This window comes from Pseudoduganella sp. jia 12 (genome assembly GCF_055502675.1).
In genome coordinates this window covers 407,848-434,019 of record NZ_JBUXKP010000007.1, presented here as the reverse complement: position 1 = coordinate 434,019, position 26,172 = coordinate 407,848, and the positions used below count along the sequence as shown (strand labels likewise).

The 26,172-nt window shown below is 65.1% G+C and carries 12 protein-coding genes and 1 riboswitch; of the genes, 5 read left to right on the top strand and 7 right to left on the bottom strand.

Going from position 1 to position 26,172, the window contains the following annotated elements; genetic code table 11:
- The first annotated feature begins 29 nt into the window (after positions 1 to 29).
- Complete coding sequence (gene rpoC, locus ACY65G_RS18180; RefSeq protein WP_464998701.1) at positions 30 to 4,271, top strand: DNA-directed RNA polymerase subunit beta'; 4,242 nt, start codon at positions 30 to 32, stop codon at positions 4,269 to 4,271.
- A gap of 110 nt (positions 4,272 to 4,381) precedes the next feature.
- Here the strand turns inward: rpoC and ACY65G_RS18175 are convergent, their stop codons facing one another.
- A complete protein-coding gene (locus ACY65G_RS18175) occupies positions 4,382 to 4,585 on the bottom strand; it encodes a hypothetical protein (RefSeq protein ID WP_464998700.1) in 204 nt (67 codons plus the stop codon).
- A gap of 147 nt (positions 4,586 to 4,732) precedes the next feature.
- A complete protein-coding gene (locus ACY65G_RS18170) occupies positions 4,733 to 7,525 on the bottom strand; it encodes a M16 family metallopeptidase (RefSeq protein ID WP_464998699.1) in 2,793 nt (930 codons plus the stop codon).
- Between the two features lie 75 nt (positions 7,526 to 7,600).
- Here ACY65G_RS18170 and ACY65G_RS18165 point away from each other — a divergent pair, with 75 nt between their 5' ends.
- Entirely contained in the window at positions 7,601 to 8,209 is a 609-nt protein-coding gene (locus ACY65G_RS18165) for an ArsR family transcriptional regulator (RefSeq protein ID WP_464998698.1), read from the top strand.
- Positions 8,210 to 8,213: 4 nt separating this feature from the next.
- On the opposite strand, the gene ACY65G_RS18160 is transcribed toward ACY65G_RS18165, so the two are convergent.
- Complete coding sequence (locus tag ACY65G_RS18160; protein ID WP_464998697.1) at positions 8,214 to 9,644, bottom strand: sensor histidine kinase; 1,431 nt, start codon at positions 9,642 to 9,644, stop codon at positions 8,214 to 8,216.
- A gap of 207 nt (positions 9,645 to 9,851) precedes the next feature.
- Between ACY65G_RS18160 and ACY65G_RS18155 the strand changes: the two genes are divergently transcribed.
- Complete coding sequence (locus tag ACY65G_RS18155; protein ID WP_464998696.1) at positions 9,852 to 10,298, top strand: acyl-CoA thioesterase; 447 nt, start codon at positions 9,852 to 9,854, stop codon at positions 10,296 to 10,298.
- A gap of 324 nt (positions 10,299 to 10,622) precedes the next feature.
- On the opposite strand, the gene ACY65G_RS18150 is transcribed toward ACY65G_RS18155, so the two are convergent.
- From ACY65G_RS18150 to ACY65G_RS18140, 3 genes are all read right to left on the bottom strand, one after another.
- A complete protein-coding gene (locus tag ACY65G_RS18150; RefSeq protein ID WP_464998695.1) occupies positions 10,623 to 12,443 on the bottom strand; it encodes a DUF885 domain-containing protein in 1,821 nt (606 codons plus the stop codon).
- Positions 12,444 to 12,539: 96 nt separating this feature from the next.
- Positions 12,540 to 13,661 (bottom strand): HPP family protein, encoded by a 1,122-nt coding sequence (locus ACY65G_RS18145; RefSeq protein ID WP_464998694.1) that lies wholly within the window; start codon positions 13,659 to 13,661, stop codon positions 12,540 to 12,542.
- 61 nt (positions 13,662 to 13,722) lie between these two features.
- A complete protein-coding gene (locus ACY65G_RS18140) occupies positions 13,723 to 14,211 on the bottom strand; it encodes an Lrp/AsnC family transcriptional regulator (RefSeq protein ID WP_464998693.1) in 489 nt (162 codons plus the stop codon).
- A 99-nt stretch (positions 14,212 to 14,310) separates the two neighbouring features.
- Here ACY65G_RS18140 and ACY65G_RS18135 point away from each other — a divergent pair, with 99 nt between their 5' ends.
- On the top strand, positions 14,311 to 16,245 hold the full coding sequence (locus ACY65G_RS18135) for an aminotransferase class V-fold PLP-dependent enzyme (RefSeq protein ID WP_464998692.1): 1,935 nt from the start codon (positions 14,311 to 14,313) through the stop codon (positions 16,243 to 16,245).
- 208 nt (positions 16,246 to 16,453) lie between these two features.
- Positions 16,454 to 25,132, top strand: coding sequence for a GH36-type glycosyl hydrolase domain-containing protein (locus ACY65G_RS18130; RefSeq protein WP_464998691.1), 8,679 nt, complete (start codon positions 16,454 to 16,456; stop codon positions 25,130 to 25,132).
- A 157-nt stretch (positions 25,133 to 25,289) separates the two neighbouring features.
- Here ACY65G_RS18130 and ACY65G_RS18125 read toward each other — a convergent pair whose 3' ends face one another.
- Complete coding sequence (locus ACY65G_RS18125; protein ID WP_464998690.1) at positions 25,290 to 25,865, bottom strand: TMEM165/GDT1 family protein; 576 nt, start codon at positions 25,863 to 25,865, stop codon at positions 25,290 to 25,292.
- Positions 25,866 to 25,976: 111 nt separating this feature from the next.
- Positions 25,977 to 26,090, bottom strand: a riboswitch (yybP-ykoY riboswitch).
- Positions 26,091 to 26,172: the final 82 nt, after the last annotated feature.

Genomic DNA, 26,172 nt, shown 5'->3' with positions numbered 1-26,172 from the left:
CAAGAATTCATCACTACCTGGAGTGATACATGAAAGCCCTGCTCGATTTATTCAAGCAAGTACAGACGAACGAGACCTTCGACGCGATCAAGATCGGTCTCGCCTCGCCTGAAAAAATCCGTTCGTGGTCCTACGGCGAAGTCAAGAAGCCGGAAACCATCAACTACCGTACCTTCAAGCCCGAGCGCGATGGCCTGTTCTGCGCCAAGATCTTTGGCCCGATCAAGGACTACGAGTGCCTGTGCGGCAAGTACAAGCGCCTGAAGCACCGTGGCGTGATCTGCGAGAAGTGCGGCGTCGAAGTCACGCTGGCCAAGGTGCGCCGCGAGCGCATGGGCCACATCGAGCTGGCCTCGCCGGTCGCCCACATCTGGTTCCTGAAATCGCTGCCGTCGCGCCTGGGCATGGTCCTGGACATGACGCTGCGCGATATCGAACGCGTGCTGTACTTCGAAGCATATGTCGTGACCGATCCGGGCATGACGCCGCTGAAGAAGTGCCAGATCATGTCGGAAGACGACTACGCCGCCAAGTATGAAGAATACGGCGACGACTTCACCGCCTTCATGGGTGCCGAGGGCATCCGTGAACTGCTGCGCTCGATCGACATCCACCGCGATGCCGAAACGCTGCGCGTGGAACTGAAGGAATCGAAGTCCGAAGCCAAGATCAAGAAATACGCCAAGCGCCTGAAAGTGCTGGAAGCGTTCCAGCGTTCCGGCATCAAGCCGGACTGGATGATCATGGAAGTGCTGCCGGTGCTGCCGCCGGAACTGCGCCCGCTCGTCCCGCTGGATGGCGGCCGTTTCGCCACGTCCGACCTGAACGACCTGTATCGCCGCGTCATCAACCGTAATAACCGCCTGAAGCGCCTGATGGAACTGCGCGCGCCGGAAATCATTACGCGTAACGAAAAGCGCATGCTGCAGGAAGCGGTGGACTCGCTGCTGGACAACGGCCGTCGCGGCAAGGCGATGACCGGCGCCAACAAGCGTCCGCTGAAGTCGCTGGCTGAAATGATCAAGGGCAAGGGCGGCCGTTTCCGCCAGAACTTGCTGGGCAAGCGCGTCGACTACTCGGGCCGTTCGGTCATCGTGGTGGGTCCGCAGCTGAAACTGCACCAGTGCGGCCTGCCGAAGCTGATGGCCCTCGAGCTGTTCAAGCCGTTCATCTTCAACAAGCTGGAACTGATGGGTCTCGCCACGACCATCAAGGCCGCCAAGAAGCTGGTCGAGCAGCAGGAACCGGTCGTCTGGGACATCCTGGAAGACGTGATCCGCGAACACCCGATCATGCTGAACCGTGCGCCGACGCTGCACCGCCTGGGTATCCAGGCGTTCGAGCCGGTGCTGATCGAAGGCAAGGCGATCCAGCTGCACCCGCTGGTCTGCGCGGCGTTCAACGCCGACTTCGACGGTGACCAGATGGCCGTCCACGTGCCGCTGTCGATCGAGGCACAGATGGAAGCGCGCACGCTGATGCTGGCGTCGAACAACATCCTGTTCCCGTCGAACGGCGAACCGTCGATCGTGCCGTCCCAGGATATCGTGCTGGGCCTGTACTATGCGACTCGCGAGGCGATCAACGCCAAGGGCGAGGGCATGCTGTTCCCGGACGTGTCGGAAGTGATCCGCGCGTACGACAACAAGGAAGTGGAACTGGCGACCCGCGTCACCGTGCGTATCGTCGAGAACCCACGCGATCCGGCAACGGGCGAATTCGTCCGCACGCTGACCCGTTATGAAACGACGGTCGGCCGCGCGATCCTGTCCGAGATCCTGCCGAAAGGCCTGCCATTCAGCGTGCTGAACCGCCCGCTGAAGAAGAAAGAGATCTCGAAGCTGATCAACACGTCGTTCCGCAAGTGCGGCCTGCGTGCCACCGTGGTGTTTGCCGACCAGCTGATGCAGTCGGGCTTCCGCCTGGCGACGCGCGCCGGTATTTCCATCTGCGTGGACGACATGCTGGTGCCGGACGTGAAGAAATCGCTGATCGCCACCGCCGAATCGGAAGTCAAGCAGATCGAGCAGCAGTACGCTTCCGGTCTCGTGACCGCGGGCGAGCGCTACAACAAGGTCGTCGACATCTGGGGCAAGACCTCCGATGAAGTAGGCAAGGCGATGATGGACCAGCTGAAAGTGGAAGACGTCGTCAAGCGCGACGGCACCCAGTCGACGCAGGAATCGTTCAACGCGATTTACATGATGGCCGACTCGGGCGCCCGCGGTTCCGCAGCGCAGATTCGCCAGCTGGCCGGTATGCGCGGCCTGATGGCGAAACCGGACGGTTCGATCATCGAAACGCCGATTACCGCGAACTTCCGCGAAGGCCTGAACGTTCTGCAGTACTTCATCTCGACCCACGGCGCTCGTAAAGGTCTGGCGGATACGGCACTGAAGACGGCAAACTCGGGTTACCTGACGCGCCGCCTGGTCGACGTGACGCAGGATCTGGTCGTGATCGAAGACGATTGCGGCACCTCCAACGGCGCGCTGATGAAGGCGATGGTCGAAGGCGGTGAAGTCATCGAGGCACTGCGCGACCGTATCCTGGGCCGCGTGTCCAACAACGACGTGGTCAATCCTGAAACCCAGGAAACCGTGTACGAAGCCGGCACGCTGCTGGACGAAGACATGGTCGAACACATCGAACGGATGGGCATCGACGAAGTCAAGGTGCGCACGCCGCTGACCTGCGACACGCGTTATGGCCTGTGCGCGAAGTGCTATGGCCGCGACCTGGGCCGTGGCCAGCTGGTCAACACCGGTGAAGCCGTCGGTGTGGTGGCGGCACAGTCGATCGGTGAGCCGGGTACCCAGCTGACGATGCGTACGTTCCACATCGGTGGTGCGGCATCGCGTGCGGCGGTGGCATCGTCGGTCGAAGCCAAGTCGAACGGCACCGTGCGCTTTACCGCCACGATGCGTTACGTCACCAACGGCAAGGGCGCGCAGATCGTCATTTCCCGTTCGGGCGAAGTGCTGATCACGGACGATCATGGCCGTGAACGCGAACGCCACAAGGTGCCGTATGGCGCCACGCTGATCGTCAAGGATGGCATGACCATCAAGGCCGGCGTGCCGCTGGCGACGTGGGATCCGCTGACCCGTCCGATCATCACCGAGTACGCCGGTACGGTGCGTTTCGAGAACGTCGAAGAAGGCGTGACCGTGGCCCGCCAGGTGGACGAAGTGACCGGCCTGGCAACCCTCGTCGTGATCGACGCGAAGCGCCGCGGTTCGCTGACGAAGACCGTTCGTCCGCAGGTGAAACTGCTGAACGAAGAAGGCGCGGAAGTGAAGATCGCCGGCACCGAACACGCCGTGGCAATCGGCTTCCAGGTCGGCGCGCTGATCATGGTGAAGGATGGCCAGCAGGTATCGGTGGGTGAAGTGCTGGCACGTATCCCGACCGAATCGCAGAAGACTCGCGACATTACCGGTGGTCTGCCGCGCGTTGCCGAACTGTTCGAAGCACGTTCGCCGAAGGATGCCGGCATGCTGGCGGAAGTCACCGGTACGGTGGCGTTCGGTAAAGAGACGAAGGGCAAGCAGCGCCTGGAAATCACCGACATGGACGGCAACAAGCACGAGTTCCTGATCACGAAGGACAAGCAGGTGCTGGTGCACGACGGCCAGGTGGTGAACAAGGGCGAGATGATCGTGGACGGTCCGGCCGATCCGCAGGACATCCTGCGCCTGCTGGGTATCGAAGCGCTGGCCCGCTACATCGTCGACGAAGTGCAGGACGTGTACCGTCTGCAGGGCGTGAAGATCAACGACAAGCACATCGAGGTGATCGTTCGCCAGATGCTGCGCCGCGTCCAGATCAGCAATGCCGGCGACACCGACTACATCGTCGGCGAGCAGGTGGAGCGTTCGGAACTGCTGGAACAGAACGACAAGATGAACGCCATGGCGAAGCTGCCGGCGATCTACGAAAACGTTCTGCTGGGTATTACCAAGGCATCGCTGTCGACCGACTCGTTCATCTCGGCCGCATCGTTCCAGGAAACCACCCGCGTGCTGACCGAAGCCGCGATCATGGGCAAGCGCGATGGCCTGCGCGGCCTGAAGGAAAACGTGATCGTCGGCCGCCTGATCCCGGGCGGTACGGGTCTGGCGTTCCACCGCGCCCGCCGCGAGAAGGAAGTGTGGGAAGCGGAAGAGCGCAACGCCCTGCTGCAAGCCGAGCGCGCAGCGCAAGCGAGCACGGAGCTGGAAGCGCTGGAAACCCCGGCCGAACAGCACCACGAGGGCGGCGAAGGCTGATCCCTACCGTAGCCTTCGGGCTGCACATGAAAACGGCACCGCGAGGTGCCGTTTTTTTTTGCGCATGCGTTCGATGCGTCATGCCTTTGCCCCAACGGCGAACGACTGGGTCAGACCCGGCGGGTCTGACCCCGGCAGTTGCGTTCGGGTTTACATAAAAATATCAAGCCCTCCGCAGTGACCGGTACGCCCGGCCCTGCGATGACCAGGTAATTCCCGGCACTCGCCGGTTCCCAGCGCCACTGGGCGCTGAGGAAAGTGATTGCCACGGTGGCCAGCAAGATCCCTATGGCTTGCAGGAAGATTCTGTTCATGATGTCCTCTGATGGTGAACGAATCCTGCGACGCAAGCGCTTGTCTCAACTGATGCCCACAGGAAATGCCATCGTACGCACCATGGTTCGCGTCATTTTGATCTGGCGCAAACCTTGCCATAGGTCATGAACGGCTACCACACTGGATCAGCGCACCCGCTTGCCATCATTGTCGAGCACGACCACTTCCCCCCAGCCCAGTTCGCGGATACGCGGCTCGATCTTCTTCAGGTCGCCCACGACCAGCCAGGTCACCTCATCCGGCCGGATGAACTTGCCCGCGGCATTGCCAAGCTGTGGCGCGGACAGCCCGCGCATCTTGCCGGCGTAATGCGCCCAGTAATCTTCCGGCAATCCCAGGTTGATCGTCTCCAGCGCGGCCGATTCCAGCGCGTTGATCGTCTCGAACCGTCCGGCCAGGCGCGACGTCATGTTGCGCATGATGCTCGTGAACTCTGGTCCTTCGATCGGCCGCCTGCCGGCGATGTCGCGGATTTCCTTGTCCACCTCGACCAGCGATTCCTTGGTCTTGTCGGATTGCACGGCGATCAGCGTGAAGAAATTGCGTGGTCCGCGCACGCTGGTGAGCCGGCCCACGCCGCCATAGCTCCAGTGCTTGTCGAGCCGCAGGTTGCGGTTCAGCCGCGAGGTGGCCATGCCGCCGAAGTTCTGCATCACCGGTTCCATCGCCAGGTCTTCCGGCTGGCCGGGCGGCAGCGACAGGTGGCCGGCCAGGATCGTCGACTGCTGCGCGTCGGGCTTGTCGATCAGGTAGATGCGCTTCGCCGGCGCGGGGGCGGGCGAGGGAGCCGATGCGGTCACCGCCGCCTTGGCGGGTGCCCGCCCGGCCTGCCATTTGCCGAACGCTGCCTCCAGCAGCGGCAATGCCTGCGCCAGCGTGGTGTCGCCGGTGACGACGATCGTCGCGCTGTCCGGCTTGAACCAGTCGCCATGCCAGCGCACGAGGTCTTCGCGCGACAGGCTCGCCACCGAGGCTTCGAAGCCGGAAGCGGGCAGGGCGTAGCTGCTGCCGGCCCCGTACAGGATCGCCGGCAGCGTACGCAGCGCCAGCGCGTTCGGTTGCGCCTTTTCCTGGGCGATGCCGGCCAGCCGGCGCTGCTTCGCGAGCGCGAACTGGTCGGCGGGGAAGGCCGGTGCCAGCGCGGCGTCGGCCAGCAGCGCCAGCGATGGCGCCAGGTTCGCCGACGTGGCTTGCAGGCGCACGAGCGACATGTCCGGTCCGGTGCCCGTGGTCAGGCGCGCGCCCAGCGATTCGAGCGCGTCGGACATCTGGTACGCGTCCCTTGACTTCGTTCCCTTGTCCAGCAGCTCCAGGGTCAGCGACGCCAGGCCCGCCTTGTCCGCCGTGTCGGCTGCCGTGCCGGCATCGATCGCCAGCGCCACGTTGACGATGGGCGCCGAATGGCGTTCCAGCAGCACGACTTTCAGGCCGTTCGCCAGCGTGGCTTTTTGCATTGCCGGGAACTTCACGTCCGGCGCATCGCCCAGCGCGGGCAGGACCTTGCGGTCGACGGCTGCGGCGGCGGCGGACACCTTCGCGAACGGCTTCACCGTCATCGCGTAGTAGGGCGCGCGCAGCCATTGCGCGGCCGTGGCCTTGAGCGCCGCCGGCTGGGCGGCGGACAGCGTGTCGAGCTGCTTCAGGTAGGCATCCGGCGTGCCGCCATAGGTCATGCTTTCCGCCAGCACGTCCGAGCGGCCGCCGAAGCCACCGAGGCGCTCGATGTTGCGCGCGAACCCTGCCAGCGTGCTGGCTTTCACCCGCGCCACTTCCTGCGCCGTCGGTCCCTTGTCCAGTAGGTCGGCCAGCACGGCATCGAGTTCCTTTTCCACCAGCGCGGAATCGACACCGGGGCGCACGGTGACGGCGATGTCGAAGGTGCTCGATAGTTCGCTGCTATCGACGCCGGCCGATACCCCGGTGGCCAGCTGCTTCTCGTCGATCAGCCGGCGATTGAGCCGCGCGTTCTTCGAATTGGCCAGCACGTCGGAGAACATGCCGAGCTTGACCGTGTCCATGTCCCGCCACCCCGGCACGTGCCAGCTGCGGTAGATGCGCACCTGCGGCACCTGGTCTTCCATTTCATCGCGCACCGTGCGTTCGAGCTGCGGAATCCACGCTGCCGTGCGTGGCAGCGGCGGCCCTGGCGGGATCGATTCGAAATATTTTTTCACGAGCTCCAGCGCGCGTTCCGGCGTGATGTCGCCGGCCAGCGCGATCACGGCATTGTTCGGGCCGTAATACGTGCGGTACCACTCGCGGATATCGTCCAGCGACGCTGCCGCCAGGTCTTCCATGCTGCCGATCACCGGCCACGAATACGGGTGCGAATACGGGTACATCTTTGCCGACTTTTCCAGGTGCACCCGGCCATAGGGCTGGTTCTCGCCCTGGCGCTTTTCGTTCTGCACCACGCCCCGTTCCCGCTCCAGCATTTCCTTTGAAATGTAATTGCCGAGGAAGCCCATGCGGTCCGCTTCCAGGTAGAGCGTGCGCTCCAGGGCCGACACGGGGACGTCCTCGAAGAAATTGGTACGGTCGGTGTTCGTGGTGCCGTTGCGGTTGTTGGCGCCCAGGTCGTCCATCGCTTCGCGAAAGCCGTGCGGATGGTTTTCCGAACCGTTGAAGAAGAAGTGTTCGAACAGGTGCGCAAAGCCCGTCTTGCCGCGTTTCTCGTTGCGCGAGCCCACGTGGTACCAGATGTTCACGCCCACCACCGGCACGCTGTGGTCTTCGTGCACGATCAGCGTCAGGCCGTTCTGCAGCGTGAACTGTTTATAAGGAATGACGTAAGCCTGGCGCTGGTAGGGCGCCGCGGCGGAGGCGTTCGGCGCCGGCCCCTTGGGTGCGGCCTGTACGGCAAGGGTTCCAGTGCTGATGCAGGCCAGTGCGATGGCGAGGGCGATCGTGCGTTTCATGGGGCTCCCGAGGATGAACGGACCGGGCCATTGTAGCGTGCAGAAACAGCCATGCATCATGCTAAGATTTGGTCCATGATTCCATCAGCCCTGTTTACGCCCGCCCAGCAAAAACTGCTGGGTTTGCTGTTCGTGCAGGTGAACGAAGGCTTCCACCTGAACGAGATCATGCGCCTGACGGGGCTCGGCAGCGCGTCCGCGCAGCGCGAGCTGAAACGGTTGCATGAGTCGGGGCTGATCCTGTCGGAACGGATCGGTAACGTGCGCCAGTTCCGCCCGAACAAGGACAGCCCTGTCTACGAGGAATTGACGAGCATCGTCAAAAAAACGTTCGGGTTGCTCAGCGTGCTGCATTCCACGCTGGTGCCGCTGCGCAAGTCGCTGAACGTGGCTTTCGTCTACGGGAAAACCGCCAGGGAAGGCGAGGCGTCGTCGGATGCCGTCGAGCTGCTGCTGATCGGCGATGACACCACGTATGGGGAATTGCTGAGCCGCACACCGGTGGCGGAACGGCTGCTGCGCCGCAAGATCAATCCCAACCTCTATTCGTTATCCGACTTCAAGCGGCGCGTGCGCGAGCAGCAGGGGTTCATCCTGACTATGCTGGAAGAGCGCAAGATGTTCGTGCTGGGCGATGAAACGGACCTGGACCGCATCGTGCAGGACGCGCAGGCAGGCGTCTAGCGGGTTACTTGGCTTGGTGGGGGAGCGGGAAATCGTCCGCCAGGTGCCGGCCGGTCGCCTGCGCCGGCAACGCGCGCTCGTGCGGGAACCCCAGCGCGAAGCGGGTATAGCTGCCCACTTCGGATTCGCATGCGATCGTGCCGCCGAAAGCCGTAACGACCTTGTGGCAGAACGCCAGCCCCATGCCGGTGCCGCCGCCCGTCTTGCGGGTCGTGTAGAAGGGCTCGAACACGTGCGGCAACACGTCGGCGGCAATGCCGTGGCCCGTATCGGTCACCACGACCATGTTCTGGTCGAAGTCCTTGTAGCATTCGATCACCACCGCGCCCGTGCCCTTGGTCTTGACCGCGTGCAGCGCATTCTTCAGCAGGTTGTACAGCACGTAGACGAGCAGTGTGTCCGAACCAAAGAAGCGAAAATCGTCGCTCAGGCGCACGGTCACCTTGTCGCGTTCCCGTTCCGTGAACGGATAGCAGGCCAGCGCTTCGTCGACCACTTTCTTGACCGAATGCAGCGAGAAACTGTCGCGTTCGAGCGAACCCACGCGGGCCGATGCCAGCAGCATGTCGACGATGAAGTTCGAGCGCGAGACTTCGGCTTCGATGTGGCGCGCGATCTCGCTCAGGTATTCCAGCTGTTCGTCGTTCAGGCCGGGCGCTTGCGAGCGGCGGTAACCGGCGATCAGTTCCGGCAGGTTGCGCGCGAGCACGCGCGACTGGCTGCGGATCGTGGCCAGCGGCGTGCGCACTTCATGCGCGATGCTGGCCGCGGTGGCCAGCGGATCGGCCAGCAGGTTATGGCGCACCATGGCTTGCGCGATCAGGCCCAGGCTTGCGGCGATGAACAGCACGCCCGGCGGATAGAACTCCACGCCGTAATTGCACAGGTAATCGATGGATGCCACGGCATAGATCAGGATGCTGACGAAGCAGTAGCGCAGCCGCGCTTTTTCGGTGGACAACGCCACCTGCTGGCGGCGATACAGCAGGTACAGCCCGCGCAGGATCACGGCAGCCGTCTGCATCAAGTGCACGGGGTGCAGCCACCCCGCCTTGGGATAGTAGCCGTAGAAATAGGAATACAGGCCGGACAACAACCAGTCGGTGGTCGGTACCAGCAGCGCCAGCACGCCCGCCAGCGCATAGCTGGCTTGCACGAAAGGACGCTCGGTGCGGCGGCCCGTCAGTTCCGCGATGAAGTGATACAGCGTGGTCGGCAGGAACAGGATCGGCAGGTAGCCAAGGTGGACCAGCAACAGCGCGGTATCGGCATTGGTGACCTGGAACATCAACGCCCAGGCAGCTTGCCAGCTGAACGTGGTGATGCAGATCAGGAAGAAGGTGAGACTGGCACGGTTCGCTCCGCGTGAATTCAGCACGTATACGCCGTAGCTGATAAACACCAGCGACACCAGGCCCGGCAAAATCGAATACATGCGCGCTCCCTCTTGGAGATTACATTGAACAGGCAAGCGATGTTAGCAACAGAAAACGGCGAAGTGCATACCAAGTTCCGCGAATCCACGTAAACGTTGCGTTTAGTCAAAAGCAAATAGTGCTTTAAGGCAAAAAGTAGAGGTATTCGGAATCTTGCCGAAAATCATGCCGGGGGGAGTCGGCATCCACTTTTGAGGGGAATAAAAATGTTTATGCACGCCAACGTAGCGAACGATGCCGATATCAATGCTGAACTGACTTTCCATCACCAGCTGTCGATCTACCTTAAAGACTCGAACGCTTATGGCAATACGTATTTTGCGCGTTATTTCGAATGGCAGGGTATTTGCCGCGAAAAATGGTTTTACGAGTGCATTTCACGCGACATGTTGCAGCAAGAAGGGGTGTTCATCACCAAGCATGCCCAGCAGGATTTCCTGCAGGAGACCTTCCCGTTCCAGGACATTACTTGCGAGGTCAACAGCTATGACGTCAAACGTTGCTCGTTCTGGCTGGAATTCCGCTTTTACGCGAACGGCCAACTCGTTGCCATGGGGCGCCAGCAGCTGGTTTTCGCCAGCCACACGAAACAGATCAAGGCGCTGCCTGAGCTGGTCCTGAAACGCATCGGGCGTTATGCACTGAAGAAGTAAAGCGGGAGAAGGAGTGCGGAGGGCAGCAAATCAGAAAGCAGTAAGCACGGAGCAGTAAGCAGGGAGCAGTAAAGCAGGGAGCAGTAAAGCAGGGAGCAGTAAGCAGGGAGCAGTAAAGCAAGGAGCAGTAAAGCAGGGGGAAGTTGCAGGGAAAAGTCATGCGGGACTGGCAGTCGTCCCGGCGCGGAACATCCCGCGTCCAGGTCGATGCCCGCCGGGAACGACACGCGCCCAAACAATGCAGCGTATCGTCCAGGCAGCCTCAGGTACTCAATAAACAGTCAATAAGCAGCCAATAAGCCGCCAATGAGCAGTCAATGAGCGTCAGGGTACGCGCTGCTGCGCGATCCAGCCGTCGATCTTCGCTTCCAGCAAACTCAGCGGCAACGTGCCGTCACCCAGCACCTGTTCGTGGAACGCTGGCAGGCTGAACTTTTCGCCCAGCGCTTCCTGCGCCCGCTGGCGCAATGCCACGATCTTCAGCGCGCCGATCTTGTAGGCCAGTGCCTGGCCCGGCCACGCCATGTAGCGCTCCGTCTCGCTGCGCGCCACCGCGTCATAACCCAGCGTGTCCTTCATGTACTGGATCGTCCGTTCGCGCGTCCAGCCTTTCGCATGCATTCCCGTGTCCACGACCAGGCGCGTCGCCCGCAGCAGTTCGTCGTTCAGGTGGCCAAAGTATTGCGCCGGATCGTCGAACAGGCGCATCTCGCGGCCCAGCGTTTCCGCATACAGCGCCCAGCCTTCGGTAAAGGCCGTGTTGCCGCCGAACTTGCGGAAATTCGGCAAGCCCAGTTCCTGCATCAGCGCGATATGGAAGTGGTGGCCCGGCTTGCCTTCGTGCAGGAACAGCGTGGTCATGCCCGTGCTGCCGTATTTCGCCGGATCGGTAACGACGGACCAGAACACGCCCGGCCGTGAACCGTCCGCCGCGGGCGCCGTGTAATGGTCCGATGCCGTGTCACGCGACAGTTCAGGTTCCAGCCGCAGGTCGAGCTTTGCCTTCGGCAGCAGCGTGAACATGGACGGCAGCTTTTCATCCAGCACGCCATCGAGCTTGCGGTACACGGCCTGCACTTCCTCTTCCGTCTTGAACGGGAAGAAGCGCGGCTGCTGCGATACCCACACCGGCAGGCCGGCTGGCGGGCCGTCATACCCCAGCTGCGGGCCCAGCTTGGCGAACTCGGCCTGGATGCGCGCCACTTCCTTCAGGCCGATCTCGTGGATAGCTTCCGGTGTCAGGTCGGTGGTGGTGGATTCCGCCACGCGCACCGCATACCAGGCGCGGCCATTCGGCACGTCGGAAAAACCGGTCGATGTACGGCAGGCCGGAATGTAGTCGTTCTCGATGAACGCGGCCAGCCGTGCCAGTGCCGGCTGCAGCTTTGCGACCGCGGCACGGTATTCGGTGCCAAGGCTGGCCTTGTCCGCGGCGGCGAAGCCGGCTGGCATGCGGTTGACGGGCGTGTAATAAATGCTCTGTTCCGGCGTCGTGCTGACGAGCTTCTTGAACTGCGGCAGCGCCGAGACCATGATCGCCTTCGGCTGCGTCACGCCGGTGCGCATGCCTTCTCGCATGTTGGCGATCGCCTGGTCGATCCAGGCCGGCAACTGGTTCAACCGGTTCAGGTAGGCGCGGTATTGCTTGACGGTGGTAAGCGGTTGCGATGCCTCGCCGCTGGCGAAGTTCGCAAGCGTCACGGGCAGGCTGTCCATCTGGCTGACCGGCAGCAGGTGGCCCGGATACGGTTCGTAGGACAGCAGCGTTTTCAGCTCGAACGCCAGCACGTCATGGTTGATGCGGTCGCGGTGGGTCAGCTTGCGGCGGTCGATGGCGGCAAGGCGGCGCGTGTAGTCGCGGTAGCGGGCGAACTGCCTTGCCCGTTCGGCCGGCGCGATCGCCATGCCGATCTGGTCGTCGAAGCGGTTGTCGCCGTTGTCGGTGGCATATACCGGTTCGAACCGGGCGATGGCGTCGTAATACTCGTCCGCCAGTGCCAGGAATTTTTTGCTCTCGGCGGTGGAGACGGCGGCCGCGACCTTGCCGGTGGCCTCGTGGGCTGCCGGTGGCGCGGCATGCGCTGCCGGGCCGAATGCCAGCAGCAGGGCGGCGGTCAGCGCGCCCAGGTTGATACGGTAGCTCATGCGTGATTTTCCGATGGGTGTAATGAACGACGGCCGCAAGCATAAGCGATCCGTTGCCGCGCGGGCAGGGATTTTGCCACCCCGGGTGTTTGCCGGTCAGGCTGGCTGGGCTTCCGCGAGCCGGTGCTCGTACAGGGCGGCCACCACGTCCGACTGGGTGACGAAGCCGGCAAAGCGTTCTTCGGCGTCGACAACGGGAATGTGATGCAGGCCGGCATCGGCCATCAGCGGCACCAGGTCCACGATCGGCGTATCGATCCGCGCCACGCGCGGGCGCGGCGTCATGATCTGCCCCACCACTTCGGCCTTTTCCGTGTGGGACAGGCCTGTCGGCTTCAGGAATTCCTTCAGTTTTTCACGCATGCCGCGGTAGTCGTCCAGCCCGCTGTGTTTCAGGAAATCGCTTTGCGTGACGATGCCGATCACGCGCCGCGCGGGATTGAGCACCGGCAGCGCCGCGATATGGCGGCCCCGCATCGCCTGCCATGCCTCCGTCAGTGGCGTGGCGAATTCCGCCGTCACCACGTCGCGCGACATGATGTCGCCGCAGCTGATCACGCCGAAGCGGCGCTGGTAGGCGCGCAACTCCGTCTGCAGGAACAGCGCTTCCAGGTCGTCGCGGCTGATGTCGAGCACCTGGCCATAGCGCTGCAGCACCGCGTCCAGGTCTTCCGGCTTGAAGCCCAGCCGCACGGTCGGCACGTCGTCCTTCGTGGCGTGGGGATTCGGATGCGTGAGTGTCTGCGCGTGCGGATAGCGCCGCCCGGTCAGGTTGTTGTAGACGATGGCTGCCGTCACCAGCAGCAGCGAGTCGACCAATACCGGGCCCAGCGCGAACGAGAATCCGGCCGCATGCACGGCGGGGCCGCCGATGACGGCCGTCAGTCCCGCCGCGCCGCCCGGCGGGTGCAGGCAGCGCATGAAGAACATGGCGGCAATGGCCAAGGCCGTGCCCACGGCGGCCAGCGCCGGCAGGGGCATCAGGTGGCCAAGCCAGCGCACGCAGGCAGCGGCGACCAGCGCGGAAATGACGTTGCCGCCGATGACCGACCATGGTTGCGCAAGCGGGCTGGCGGGCAGGCAGAACAGCAACACCGACGAAGCACCCATCGGTGCCACGAGCCAGATCGCATCGGGGCCCAGCATCAGGTGGGCAACGGTACCGGTGACGAGCAGTCCCAGCAAGGCGCCGGCGCTGGCACGCAGGCGTTCGGTCATGCTGGCCGTACTGGGGGCGGGCAGCAAAACGCTAAACAAAGATCTTACACGCATCTTTCGATTATCCCACGGCGAGCCCATGCGCGACCAGATCCAGCGGCAGCGCGGTCGTGTATTTCAGCTGCTCCATCGAGAACGCCGACGACACACCGGTCAGGTTGGCCGCGCGGATCAGTTTCTTGTAGAAGCGGTCATAGCCGTCGATATCCGTCGTCGCCACCTTCAGCAGGTAGTCGACGTCGCCGCTCATCCGGTGGAATTCCATCACTTCGGGCAGCGCGATGACGGCGGCGGCAAACTTCGCTAGCCACTGTTCGTCGTGCTGGCTGGTGCGCACGCTGACGAACACCGTGACGGGCAGGCCCGCCTTGCGGCGGTTGACCAGCGCCACGCGGCGGTCCAGGTAGCCGTCTTCCTGCAGGCGTTTCAGGCGCTTCCAGCAGGGAGTGCTGGTCAGCCCCACCTTGTCCGCCAGGTCGGCCACGGACAGGGTACCGTCCACCTGGAGCGCGCCCAGGATCGCATAATCGAATTTATCGAGATCGCTCATGCTGCATTTCACAATATATAAGGATGAATATTCTCATTATGCCGATTTTATAAGCATCATTGGCATGGCTGCTCCGCCGTTCTCCGTTAATCTGAATGGATGAACAAGGAAATCTACCTCGACGGCAACGCCACGACGGCCGTCCTGCCCGCCGCGCTGCGGGCTGCCACCGATGCGATGGAAGAACGCTACGGCAATCCCAGCAGCACTCATGCCACCGGGTTGAAGGCAAAGGCGGTGCTGGACGCGGCCCGCGCCCGTGCCTGCCGCCTGCTCGGCGTTGGCGCCGGACAGTTGATGTTCAACAGTGGCGCCACCGAAGGCATCCAGACGGCCGTGCTGTCCGCCCTGTGCGCGGTGCGGGCACGCCGTGCCGCCGGGGAGCGCGCCGGCACGCTGCTGGTCTATGGCGCCACCGAGCACAAGGCGGTGCCGGAAAGCCTCGCGCACTGGAATGCGCTGCTCGGCCTTGACCTGGATCTCGTGCCCCTGCCGGTCGGCCCCGACGGGCGCCACGACCTGGCGGTGTTGCGCCGGCTGGCGCCGGATGCCGCACTGGTCTGCACGATGGCCGCCAACAACGAAACCGGCGTGATCTCGGACCTGGCCGGCATTGCCGCCGCGCTCGAAGGCGGTACTGCGCTGTGGATGGTCGACTGCGTACAGGCGCTGGGCAAGCTGCCGCTCGACCTGGCCGCCACGCGCATCGACTACGCGCCCTTTTCCGGCCACAAGCTGTACGCGCCGAAGGGCATCGGCATGCTGTATGTGCGCGCCGGTGCGCCATTTACCCCGCTGATGAAGGGCGGTGGCCAGGAAACGGGCTGGCGCTCCGGCACCGAGAACATGGCCGGCATCGCCGCGCTGGGCGCCGTGCTGGCGGCACTGGAGGATGGCGAGACGTTCCGCAGTCATGCCGAGCTGACGGCCTGCCGCGACCGGCTGGCCGATGCCTTGCGCGCCGCGCTGCCGGGCATCGTCTTCAACGTACCGTTCGACCAGGCCCTGCCGACCACGCTGAATTTTTCCGTGCCGGGCCTGTCCAGCAAGGAGTTGCTGGACCTGTTCGATGCCGCCGCCGTGCGCGTGTCGGCCGGCAGCGCCTGTTCGGCCGCCAAGGCGCAGCCATCCTATGTGCTGGACGCGATGGGCCTGCCCGAATGGCGCAGCAGCAGTGCCGTGCGCCTGTCGTTCGGCCCGCTGGTGGATGCCGCCACCGTCGCCGAAGCCTGCGCGCGGATCGCCCGCTGCGGTGACGCACTGCGCCGCGCGGGGCTGCTCGGTAGCCCCACCGCAGCACGCCCGGACGGCCTGCTGCAATGGACCGCCGGCGGCCGCCACACATGGCTGGTGCTCGATGCCGCGAGCGGCACTTGCGCCGTGATCGACCCGCAACCCGCGCTGGCCGAGCGCATCGAGACCTTACTGCGCGCCCACGATTACCGCATAGTCGCACGCCTGCTCACGCACGATGGCACCACTTGGCCGGCAACCGGCGACTGCCTTTACATCGGCAGCCAATGCCTGCGCCGCGCGATCATGGGCAAGGGCATTGCCTGCTACCTGCTGGGGCCGCAAGGCGAATCGGCCCGGCACGCCTTCATCGGCAGCGCCGATCCGGCCGGCCTGGCCGGCATGCTGCCGGACGATATCCTCGTGTGCCCGGCGACAGAAGCACAGTCCTTGCTGTGCACCACGCTGCAGGCAGGCGCCGCCAACGATTTGTCCGCCGGGATGCACCTCGATACCGTTACCCTGGAAACGCTGCTGCGCGCCCATCCCGCTGCGCTGCTGGTCGACGTACGCGAATCCTACGAGCACGCGGCGGCCGTGCCGTTCTTCGGCCCCCAGGCGGTCAGCATCCCGCTGAGCCGGCTGGCCGGAGCGCTGCCCGCCTGGCTGGCGCAAGCGCAGCGGGTGCCGCTGGTGTTTTTCTGTCGCAGCGGTAATCGCAGCGCCCGTGCCGCCGGATGCCTGCGCAGCCTTGGCTATGCCGAGGCTTACCATTTGCAAGGGGGTGTCGCGCTGGCCTGAGCGACTTCCGGATGCGGCGCAGAGGCGGCCAAGTGGCCGCCTCTGCCATTTCTGATGGCCGGCAAATCGGTAACGGCAGATTATTTTGCATCGCACCATAACTATGTTCGCTAGCGAACAGTAGCGTGACGTGCGCCGGAATAATATTTCCTGCAACATACTCCAGCCGTGGCGGGCCTTCTGCCAGTCACCCCAAAGCGAGGCCCCCTTGAAAGAACTCCTCAAATTGTGGCCCGGCTTTGCCGCCGGATTCCAGGAAGCCGCGCCCGGTTCCGCCGCACCCGATTCCGAAGAAGACCTGCCATTCCGTGCCGAGCTCTACAGTGCTCAGCAGATGGCGCACCATGGCCGCACGCTGGCGGAAACGCACGTGCTGAGCAAGCGTGGCGGTCCCGACCGGCTGCTGGCCCGCCTCACCGACAACGCCCGCGTATTGCGCACCACGGCCGAGGAATTGACGATCGCCGTCAAGAGCGGTCGCCAGGTTACCCCGGCCTCCGAATGGCTGCTCGATAACTACTACCTGATCGAAGAACAGATCCGCATCGCCCGGCGCCACCTGCCGAAGGACTACAGCAAGGAACTTCCGCGCCTGGAAAAAACGGACGGCACGCCGCGCGTCTACCGGCTGGCGCTGGAAGTGATCGCGCATGGCGACGGCCGCGTCGATCCGGAAAGCCTGTGCCGTTTCGTCGAGGCCTACCAGGAGGTGGCGCCGCTCACGCTGGGCGAACTGTGGGCGATCCCCATCATGCTGCGCCTGGCGCTGCTGGAAAACCTGCGGCGGGTCGCCGCACGCGTGGCCGAAAATCGCTACCAGCGCGACCTGGCCAACAACTGGGCCGACGGGATGGTGGAAATCGCCGACAGGAATCCCTCCGGCCTGATCCTGCTGGTGGCCGACATGGCGCGGTCGAATCCGCCGATCACGAGCGCCTTCGTGGCCGAGCTGGCACGCCGCCTCCAGGGCCAGAGTCCGGCGCTGACATTGGCGCTCACGTGGGTCACCTACCGGCTGGCCGAAGCAGGGCAGACAATCGAGCAGCAGATCCAGGCCGAGATCGGCCAGCAGGCCGCCGAGCAGGTGTCGATGGCGAACACGATCGGCAGCCTGCGTTTCCTGGGCACGATGGACTGGCAGGAATTCGTCGAAACCATGAGTACCGTCGAACGGGCGCTGCGCGAAGACCCGTCCGGCATCTATGGCGCGATGGATTTCTCTACCCGCGACCAGTACCGCCACGTGGTGGAAAAGATCGCGCGCGGCTGCGCACTGTCCGAGGCGCAGGTGGCGCACGAAGCGGTGGAACTGGCGCGCACCCATGGTGGCAGCGACGATCCCCGCCATGGCCACGTGGGTTTCTACCTGGTCGACAAGGGCGTGCTGCTGCTGGAAAAGAAGGTGGTGCGCCGGCGCTCGCCGCGCGAATCGCTGCGCGCTACCGTGCGGGCAGCGCCGCTCACGTCGTACCTGGGGGCGATCGCCGCGCTGTCGGTGATCGCCACCGCGCTGATGGTCGAGCGCGCGATGCGCGATGGCGTGGCCGGATGGGAAACCGTCGTGCTGGCCGTGCTGGGCCTGATGGGCAGCAGCCAGCTGGCGCTGGCGCTGGTGAACTGGGTCGCCACCCTCGTCACGCATCCGAGCCCGCTGCCGCGGATGGAATTCAAGGAAGGCATCCCCTCCGATGCGCGCGCGATCGTCGTCGTGCCGTCGCTGTTCTACAGCCTGGAAAACGTCGACGAGCTGTGTGAACAGCTCGAGGTGCGCTTCCTTGCCAACCGCGACCCGAACCTGCATTTCTGCCTGCTGTCCGACTTCGCCGATGCGCAGGCCGAAACGCTGCCCACCGACGCGGTTTTGCTGGAGCGGGCGCGCGGCCATATCGAAGACCTGAACCGCAAGTACGGGCGGGAAGAGAATCCCGGCCCGTTCGTGCTGCTGCACCGGCCGCGCCTGTGGAACCTTGCCGAGCGCGCATGGATGGGCCATGAGCGCAAGCGCGGCAAGCTGGCGGACCTGAACCGCTTCCTGCGCGGCGGCGCGCGCGACCGCTTCATGCTGGTCGTCGGCGAGAGCGGCCAGCTGCACACCGTGAAATACGTGATCACGCTCGATGCCGACACGCAGCTGGCGCGCGATTCGGCGCGCCAGTTCATCGCCACGATGAAGCACCCGCTGAACCAGCCCAGGATCGATGCAGGCAGCAACCACGTGGTGTCCGGCTACGGCATCCTGCAACCGCGCGTGGCCGTCAGCCTGCCCAGCCCGGACGCTTCGCTGTACGAGCGGCTGTGCGGCGGGGAACCGGGCATCGACCCGTACACGCGCACCGTGTCGGATGTCTACCAGGACGTGTTCGCCGAAGGATCGTTCATCGGCAAGGGCATCTACGACCTGGACGTGTTCGAGAAAGTGCTGGGCGAGCGTTTCCCGGAAAACCGCATCCTGTCGCACGACCTGCTGGAAGGCTGCTACCTGCGCGCCGGGCTGCTGTCCGACGCCCAGCTGTACGAGCAGTACCCGCAGCGCTACCGCGACGACGTGAACCGCCGCCACCGCTGGATCCGCGGCGACTGGCAACTGGCGGGCTGGCTGGCCGGCCGGGTGCGCACGGCGGTCGGCGGGCGCGAGAAGAACCCGCTGTCGGCGCTGTCGCGCTGGAAGCTGTTCGACAACCTGCGCCGCAGCCTGGTGGCACCGGCGCTGACGCTGTCGCTGCTGTTTGCCTTCGCGGTACTGCCGCACCCGTGGTTCTACACGAGCATGGTGCTGGCCATTATCTTCGTGCCCGCCATCGCCGCCGCGCTGTACGACCTGGCGCACAAGTCGCCGGACACGCTGTGGCGGCAGCACCTGTCGAACTCGCTGCGCCGCAGCCGGCTGCAGTTCGCCCATGGCGTGCTGTCGCTGGCATTCCTGCCGTACGAGGCCTACATCAGCGTTGATGCGATCGTACGCACGGCCTGGCGCATGCTGGTAAGCAAAAAGCACCTGCTGCAGTGGCGCCCGTCGGCGCTGTCGCAGGCGAACGGCGGCCTGCGTGCCAGCTGGCAGGCGATGTGGATCTCGCCCGTGCTGGCGCTGGCGACCGGCACGGCGCTGGTACTGTGGCGCGGGAAGGCATTCGAGGCCGCCGCGATCTTCCTCGCCGCCTGGCTGGTCGCGCCCGTGGTCGCGTGGTGGATCAGCCGCCCGGTCGAGCGCCTGGAAGCGCAGCTGGACGACGACCAGCGCCGCTTCCTGCACACGGTGGCCCGCAAGACCTGGGCCTGGTTCGATACCTACGTGGGGCCGGACGACAACTGGCTGCCGCCGGATAACGTGCAGGAGCATCCGGCTACCGTCATCGCGCATCGCACGTCGCCCACCAATATCGGCATGGCCCTGCTGGCCAACGTCAGCGCCTGGGACTTTGGCTACGTGACGCTGGCGCAGCTGCTGCAGCGCACCCGCAACACGCTCGACACGATGGGCGAACTGGAGCGCCACCAAGGCCATTTCTACAACTGGTACGACACCCAATCGAAAAAGCCGCTGCATCCGATGTACGTGTCGACCGTCGATAGCGGCAACCTGGCCGGCCACCTGCTGGTGCTGCAGGCGGCACTGCTGAACGCGGTGGATGCACCGATACTGGGGGCGCAAATGCTGGCCGGGCTGGAAACCACGCTGGACGTGCTGCAGGAATCGCTGGCGGGTGCCGAGGCGGCCGATGGCGCCGATGCCGCGGCACTGGCGGCGCTACGCGAAGCGGTGGCACTGCGGGCGCCGCTGTATCCGTCGAATCTGCCGGAGCTGCGTGCGTACCTGGAACGCGCTACCGCCGCTGCCGGGGCCTTTGCCGCTACCCCGGCATTGGCGAACCACGCCATGGCAGGCACGTGGGCCGGGGCGCTGGCCGCGCAATGCCGCGCCGCCCTCGACGAGCTGACATTGCTGGCGCCATGGGTCACGGGCGACACCGGGGCCGTGCTGGATACCGGCTCGCTGAGGATCCCGACGCTGCGCGAGCTGGCGGCGTATCCGCCGGCCGGGGCGCCACTGTCGGATCTGGCGCCGGGCGAACGCGAACGCCGCGAACAGCTCGGCGTGCTGATGGAACGGGGCGCCGCCGTGGCGCGCGAACGCATCGAACACCTGCAGGAACTGGCGGCGCGGGCGTGCGGGTTCGCGCAGGTCGACTACGGTTTCCTCTACAACCGCACCACCAGGCTGCTGGCGATCGGCTACAACGTCAGCGAACGGCGGCTCGACGCCAGCTACTACGACCTGCTTGCCTCCGAGGTGCGGCTGGCCAGCTACGTGGCCGTGGCGCAGGGCCAGCTGCCGCAGGAGCACTGGTTCGCGCTGGGCCGGCAGCTCGCCATCGTGCATGGGCAGCCGGTGCTCATGTCGTGGAGCGGTTCCATGTTCGAGTACCTGATGCCGCTGCTGGTGATGCCGACCTACCCGAGCACGCTGCTGGACCAGACCTACCATTCGGTGGTGGCGGCGCAGATCGAATACGCGCGCCAGCGCAACGTGCCGTGGGGTGTATCCGAGTCCGGCTACAGCACGGTGGATGCGGCGATGAACTACCAGTACCGCGCGTTCGGCGTGCCGGGCCTGGGCATGAAGCGGGGCCTGGCGGACGACCTGGTGGTCGCACCCTATGCATCGATGATGGCGTTGATGGTGGAACCGGAAGCGGCATGCCAGAACCTGCAGAAGATGGCTGGCCTGGGCTTCATGGGCCGCTATGGTTTCTACGAGGCGATCGACTACACGCCGGCGCGGCTGCCGCGGGGGCAGTCATTCGCCGTGGTGAAATCGTTCATGGTGCACCATCAGGGCATGGGCTTCCTGGCGCTGTCGTACCTGCTGCACGACCGGCCGATGCAGCGCCGCTTCGAATCCGACCCGATGCTGCAATCGGCGCTGCTGATGCTGCAGGAGCGCAGTCCGCGCATCGGCGCGTTCTTCTCCACCGCCTCCGAGCAGGCTGCCGCGGCGCGCTCGACATCGCACGACCAGGCCGCCCCGGTACGCGTGCTGGCGCAGCCGAACACACCCGTGCCCGAAGTGCAATTGCTGTCGAACGGGCGCTACCACGTGATGGTCACGGCGGCCGGCGGCAGTCACAGCCGCTGGCGCGACCTGACGGTCACGCGCTGGCGCGAGGATGCCACACGCGACAACTGGGGGCAGTTCTGCTACGTGCGCGACGAGGATGGCCATTTCTGGTCCAACACCTACCAGCCCACGCTGGCCGAGCCGGAACACCAGGAGGTGATTTTTTCCGAGGGCCGCGCCGAATTCCGGCGCACCGACCGGGGCATCGACCTGTACACCGAAATCGTCGTTTCCCCGGAAGACGATATCGAGATGCGCCGGCTGCGCGTGACGAACAATTCGAACCGCCCGCGCACGCTCGAACTGACCAGCTTTGCGGAAGTGGTGATGGCGCCGGCCGCGGCCGACGCGGCGCATCCGGCCTTCTCGAAGCTGTTCGTGCAGACCGAGATCCTGGGCGACGAAAAGGCCATCCTGTGCACGCGGCGGCCGCGTGGCAAGGGCGAGCAGCCGCCGTTCATGCTGCACGTGATGACGGTGCACGATGCCGAGGTGCTCGAGATATCGTATGAAACGGACCGGGCGCACTTCATCGGCCGCGGCAACAGCACGCGTGAGCCGCGCGCGCTGATCGACCCGGGCCCGTTGGGCGGCGGCCACGGATCCGTGCTGGACCCGGCCGTGGCGATCCGCTACCGCATCACGCTGCAACCGGACCAGATGGCGACGGTCGACATCGCCACCGGCATGACCGAAACGCGCGAGGCGGCGCGGCATCTGATCGACAAATACCAGGACCGCCACATGGCCGACCGCGTGTTCGAGCTGGCCTGGACGCACAGCCAGGTGGTGCTGCGCCAGCTGAACGCCACCGAGGCCGATGGCCAGCTGTACAGCCGCCTCGCCAACCACGTGATCTACCCGAACGCCGCGCTGCGCGCCGATCCTTCGGTGCTGATCAAGAATGGGCGCGGACAGTCGAACCTGTGGCCGTACGCGATTTCCGGCGACCTGCCGATCGTGCTGCTGCAGGTGAAGGATTCGGCCAATATCGAGGTGGCGCGGCAGATGGTGCAGGCGCACGCATACTGGCGCCTGAAAGGCCTGGTGGTGGACCTGGTGATCTGGTTCGAGGACACATCGGGCTACCGCCAGGCGCTGTATGACCAGATCATCGGCATGATCGCCTCAGGCATCGATGCGCAGGCGATCGACCGGCCGGGCGGCATCTTCGTGCGGCCGCTGGAACAGATCTCCACCGAAGACCGCATCCTGCTGCAGACGGTGGCGCGGGTGATCATCAACGACGCCCGCGGTCCGCTGGCCGAGCAGATCAAGCGCTCCGGCCCGCCGGCGCTGCGCATGCCGCCCTTGCTGGCCGACGCGCGCGGCGAGTACGACGATGCCGGACCGGCCACGCATTTGCCGCATGACCTGATCCTGTGGAACGGCTTCGGCGGCTTCACGCCGGACGGCCGCGAGTACGTGATCGTCACCGCGCATGGGGAAAACGAAGGCCGGGTCACGCCGGCGCCCTGGTCGAACGTGCTGGCCAACGCGCAATTCGGCAGCGTGATCTCGGAAAGCGGGCAAGCCTACACGTGGCACGAGAACGCGCATGAATTCCGGCTTACGCCATGGCACAACGACCCGGTGACCGATGCCGCCGGCGAGGCGTTCTACCTGCGCGACGATGCCAGCGGCCACTTCTGGTCGCCCACGCCATTGCCGGCACGCGGCAGTGGCGACTACGTGACGCGTCACGGCTTCGGCTACAGCACGTTCGCGCATACCGAGGCAGGCATCACCTCGGCCCTCACGACGTACGTGGCCAACGACGCACCGGTGCGCTACACGGTGCTGAAGGTGCGCAACGATTCGCCGGTGGCGCGCAAGCTGTCGGCAACCGGCTACGTGGAATGGGTGCTGGGCGAAATGCGCGCGAAGTCGGGCATGCACATCGTGACGGAACTCGACGCGGTCAGCGGTGCGCTGTTCGCGCGCAACCCCTACAACACGGAATTCTCGGGCCGGGTGGCGTTCTTCCATGTCGACGCGACGACCCGCACGGCAACGGCGGACCGCACCGAATTCCTGGGGCGTAACGGCACGCTGGCCAGCCCGGCCGCGCTGCGGCGGCAGCGGCTGTCCGGCAAGGTCGGCACGGGACTCGATGCCTGCGCTGCGCTGCAGGTGCCGTTCGAGCTGCTGCCGGGAGAAGAGCGGGAGCTGGTGTTCGTGCTGGGCATGGGCGGGCGCCGCAACGCCGATGCGAGCACGATGGTGCAGAAGCACGGTGGCGCCGGCGCTGCACGCGATGCCCTGGCCGCCGTGCATGCGCACTGGCATGCCACGCTGGGCGCCGTGCGCATCGCCACGCCGGATCCGGCGCTGGACGTGATCGCCAACGGTTGGCTGATGTACCAGACCATCGCCTGCCGGCTGTGGGCGCGCAGCGGCTACTACCAGTCCGGCGGCGCGTTCGGCTACCGCGACCAGCTGCAGGATGCGATGGCGATGGTGCACACCGAGCCGCACCTGCTGCGCGAGCACCTGGTGCTGTGCGCGGCGCACCAGTTCGCGGAGGGCGACGTGCAGCACTGGTGGCATCCCCCATCCGACCGCGGCGTGCGCACGCACTGTTCGGACGATTACCTGTGGCTGCCGTTGGCCACCGCACGCTACGTGCAGGTGACCGGCGACCTGTCGGTGCTCGACGAAGAGGCACACTACCTGGAAGGCCGACCGGTGAAGCCGGACGAGGATTCGTACTACGACATGCCGGGCCGTTCGCCATTGGCGGAAAACCTGTACCAGCACTGCGTGCGCGCGATCCGCCACGGCCTGCGCTTCGGTGCGCACGGCCTGCCGCTGATCGGGTCCTGCGACTGGAACGACGGCATGGACAAGGTCGGCGCGGAAGGCAAGGGCGAAAGTGTATGGCTGGCGTGGTTCCTGGTCGACGTGCTGCGCCAGTTCGCCGTGGTGGCCGAGCGGCGCGGCGATGCGGGCTTTGCCGAGGAATGCCGGTCCGAGGCTGTCAAGCTGGCCGCGAACGTGGAGCAGAACGCGTGGGATGGCCAGTGGTACCGCCGCGCCTACTTCGACGACGGCACGCCACTCGGCTCGCACGAGAACGAGGAATGCCAGATCGACTCGATTTCGCAAAGCTGGGGCGTGCTCTCCGGCGCCGCCGATCCGGAACGCGTGCGCGGCGCGATGGCGCAGGTGGACGCGCGGCTGGTGCGGCGCGACGGCGGCTTCATCCAGCTGCTCGACCCGCCGTTCGACAAGGCCGATCCGAACCCCGGCTATATCCAGGGCTACGTGCCGGGCGTGCGGGAGAACGGCGGCCAGTACACGCATGCCGCCGTGTGGACCGTGATGGCGTTCGCCGCGCTGGGCGACACCGCCAAGGCCTGGGAGCTGATGCGCCTGATTAACCCGGTACAGCACGCGTCCAGCGCGGACAACGTGGCCGTCTACAAGGTGGAACCGTACGTGGTCACTGCCGATATCTACGCCGTCGAGCCGCACGTGGGCCGTGGCGGCTGGAGCTGGTACACCGGATCGTCCGGCTGGATGTACCGGCTGATCCTCGAATCGCTGCTGGGCGTGACGCGCAACGGCGACCGGCTGTCGCTCGCCCCGCGCATGCCGGACGAGTGGAATGAATTCAGCTTGTCCTACCGCTACGGATCATCGGCCTACGCGATCCACGTGGTGCGCGGCGGGGCTTCCCTCACCGTCGATGGCGTCGCGCAGGACGGCAACGAGATCGCACTGGCCGACGACGGCCGCGAGCACGCTGTGGAATTGCGCATATCCTGATTTTCCCGAAAACAGGGGACGGACCCTGGTTTTAAGGAAATTCCTGGCCGCGAGTCGGGCGGCCCGTCCGGCATCTCCCGGATATTGCTTCAAAACGAAGCGGTCCAGCGATCCGGTACGTCTTGCCTTAAAACCAGGGTACGTCCCCAGTTTTGCTTTACAGACCTACCGCGGTGCCGGCGCCCATCAGCGTGGCCACGCCCAGCACGACGAAGATGACGGCGGCGATGCCGTGCACCACCTTCAGGTTGACGGCGGTGGCAGCGCGCTTGCCGAGGTAGACGGCGGGCACGTTCGCCAGCATCATGCCCAGCGTGGTGCCGACGACCACGGGGATCAGCGCGTCGAAGCGGGCGGCCAGCGCCACGGTGGCGATCTGCGTCTTATCGCCCATTTCGGCGAGGAAGAAGGCGACCAGCGTGGCGGTGAACACGCCATAGCGGCTGGCCGGCGCGTCGTCCTCGTCGATCTCGTCGGGCACCATGATCCATGCCGCCATCGCAATGAAACCCAGGCCCAGGATCCAGCGCAGCGCGTTCGGGCCGAGCAGGTCGGTCAGCCATGTGCCGACGGCGGCGGCGCAGAAGTGGTTGACGATCGTGGCGACGAAGATGCCGCCGACGATGGGCAACGGGCGCCGGAACTGGGTGGCGAGCACGAAGGCGAGCAGCTGGGTCTTGTCGCCGATTTCGGCGAGGGCAACGATGCCCGTGGAGACGAGGAAGGCTTCCATATGGGTGGCTGGGGGCCGGAGGTTAACCAAGGATCCATGGGCGGTCCCGGCCCCTTGATGTATGCGGCCCCCCGTGGATCATTGGTCTCGCCAGGCCGCGCGCGATGCACTATCCGCGCCGGCCACCTGCGCCACGGCCTGCCGGCCGATCGTGTTGACGCAGGTACTTCCCGCACAGCGCAGGGGCTGTCGCGGGCAAGGAGGCTACTCCCCAAAGAACGGGCGCCATGATAGCAGAGTCGCCGACGGGGGAGGGTGAAAATGACGTGTCATATGCTATTCTGCACCGCGCCCGCGCCGGCGATCC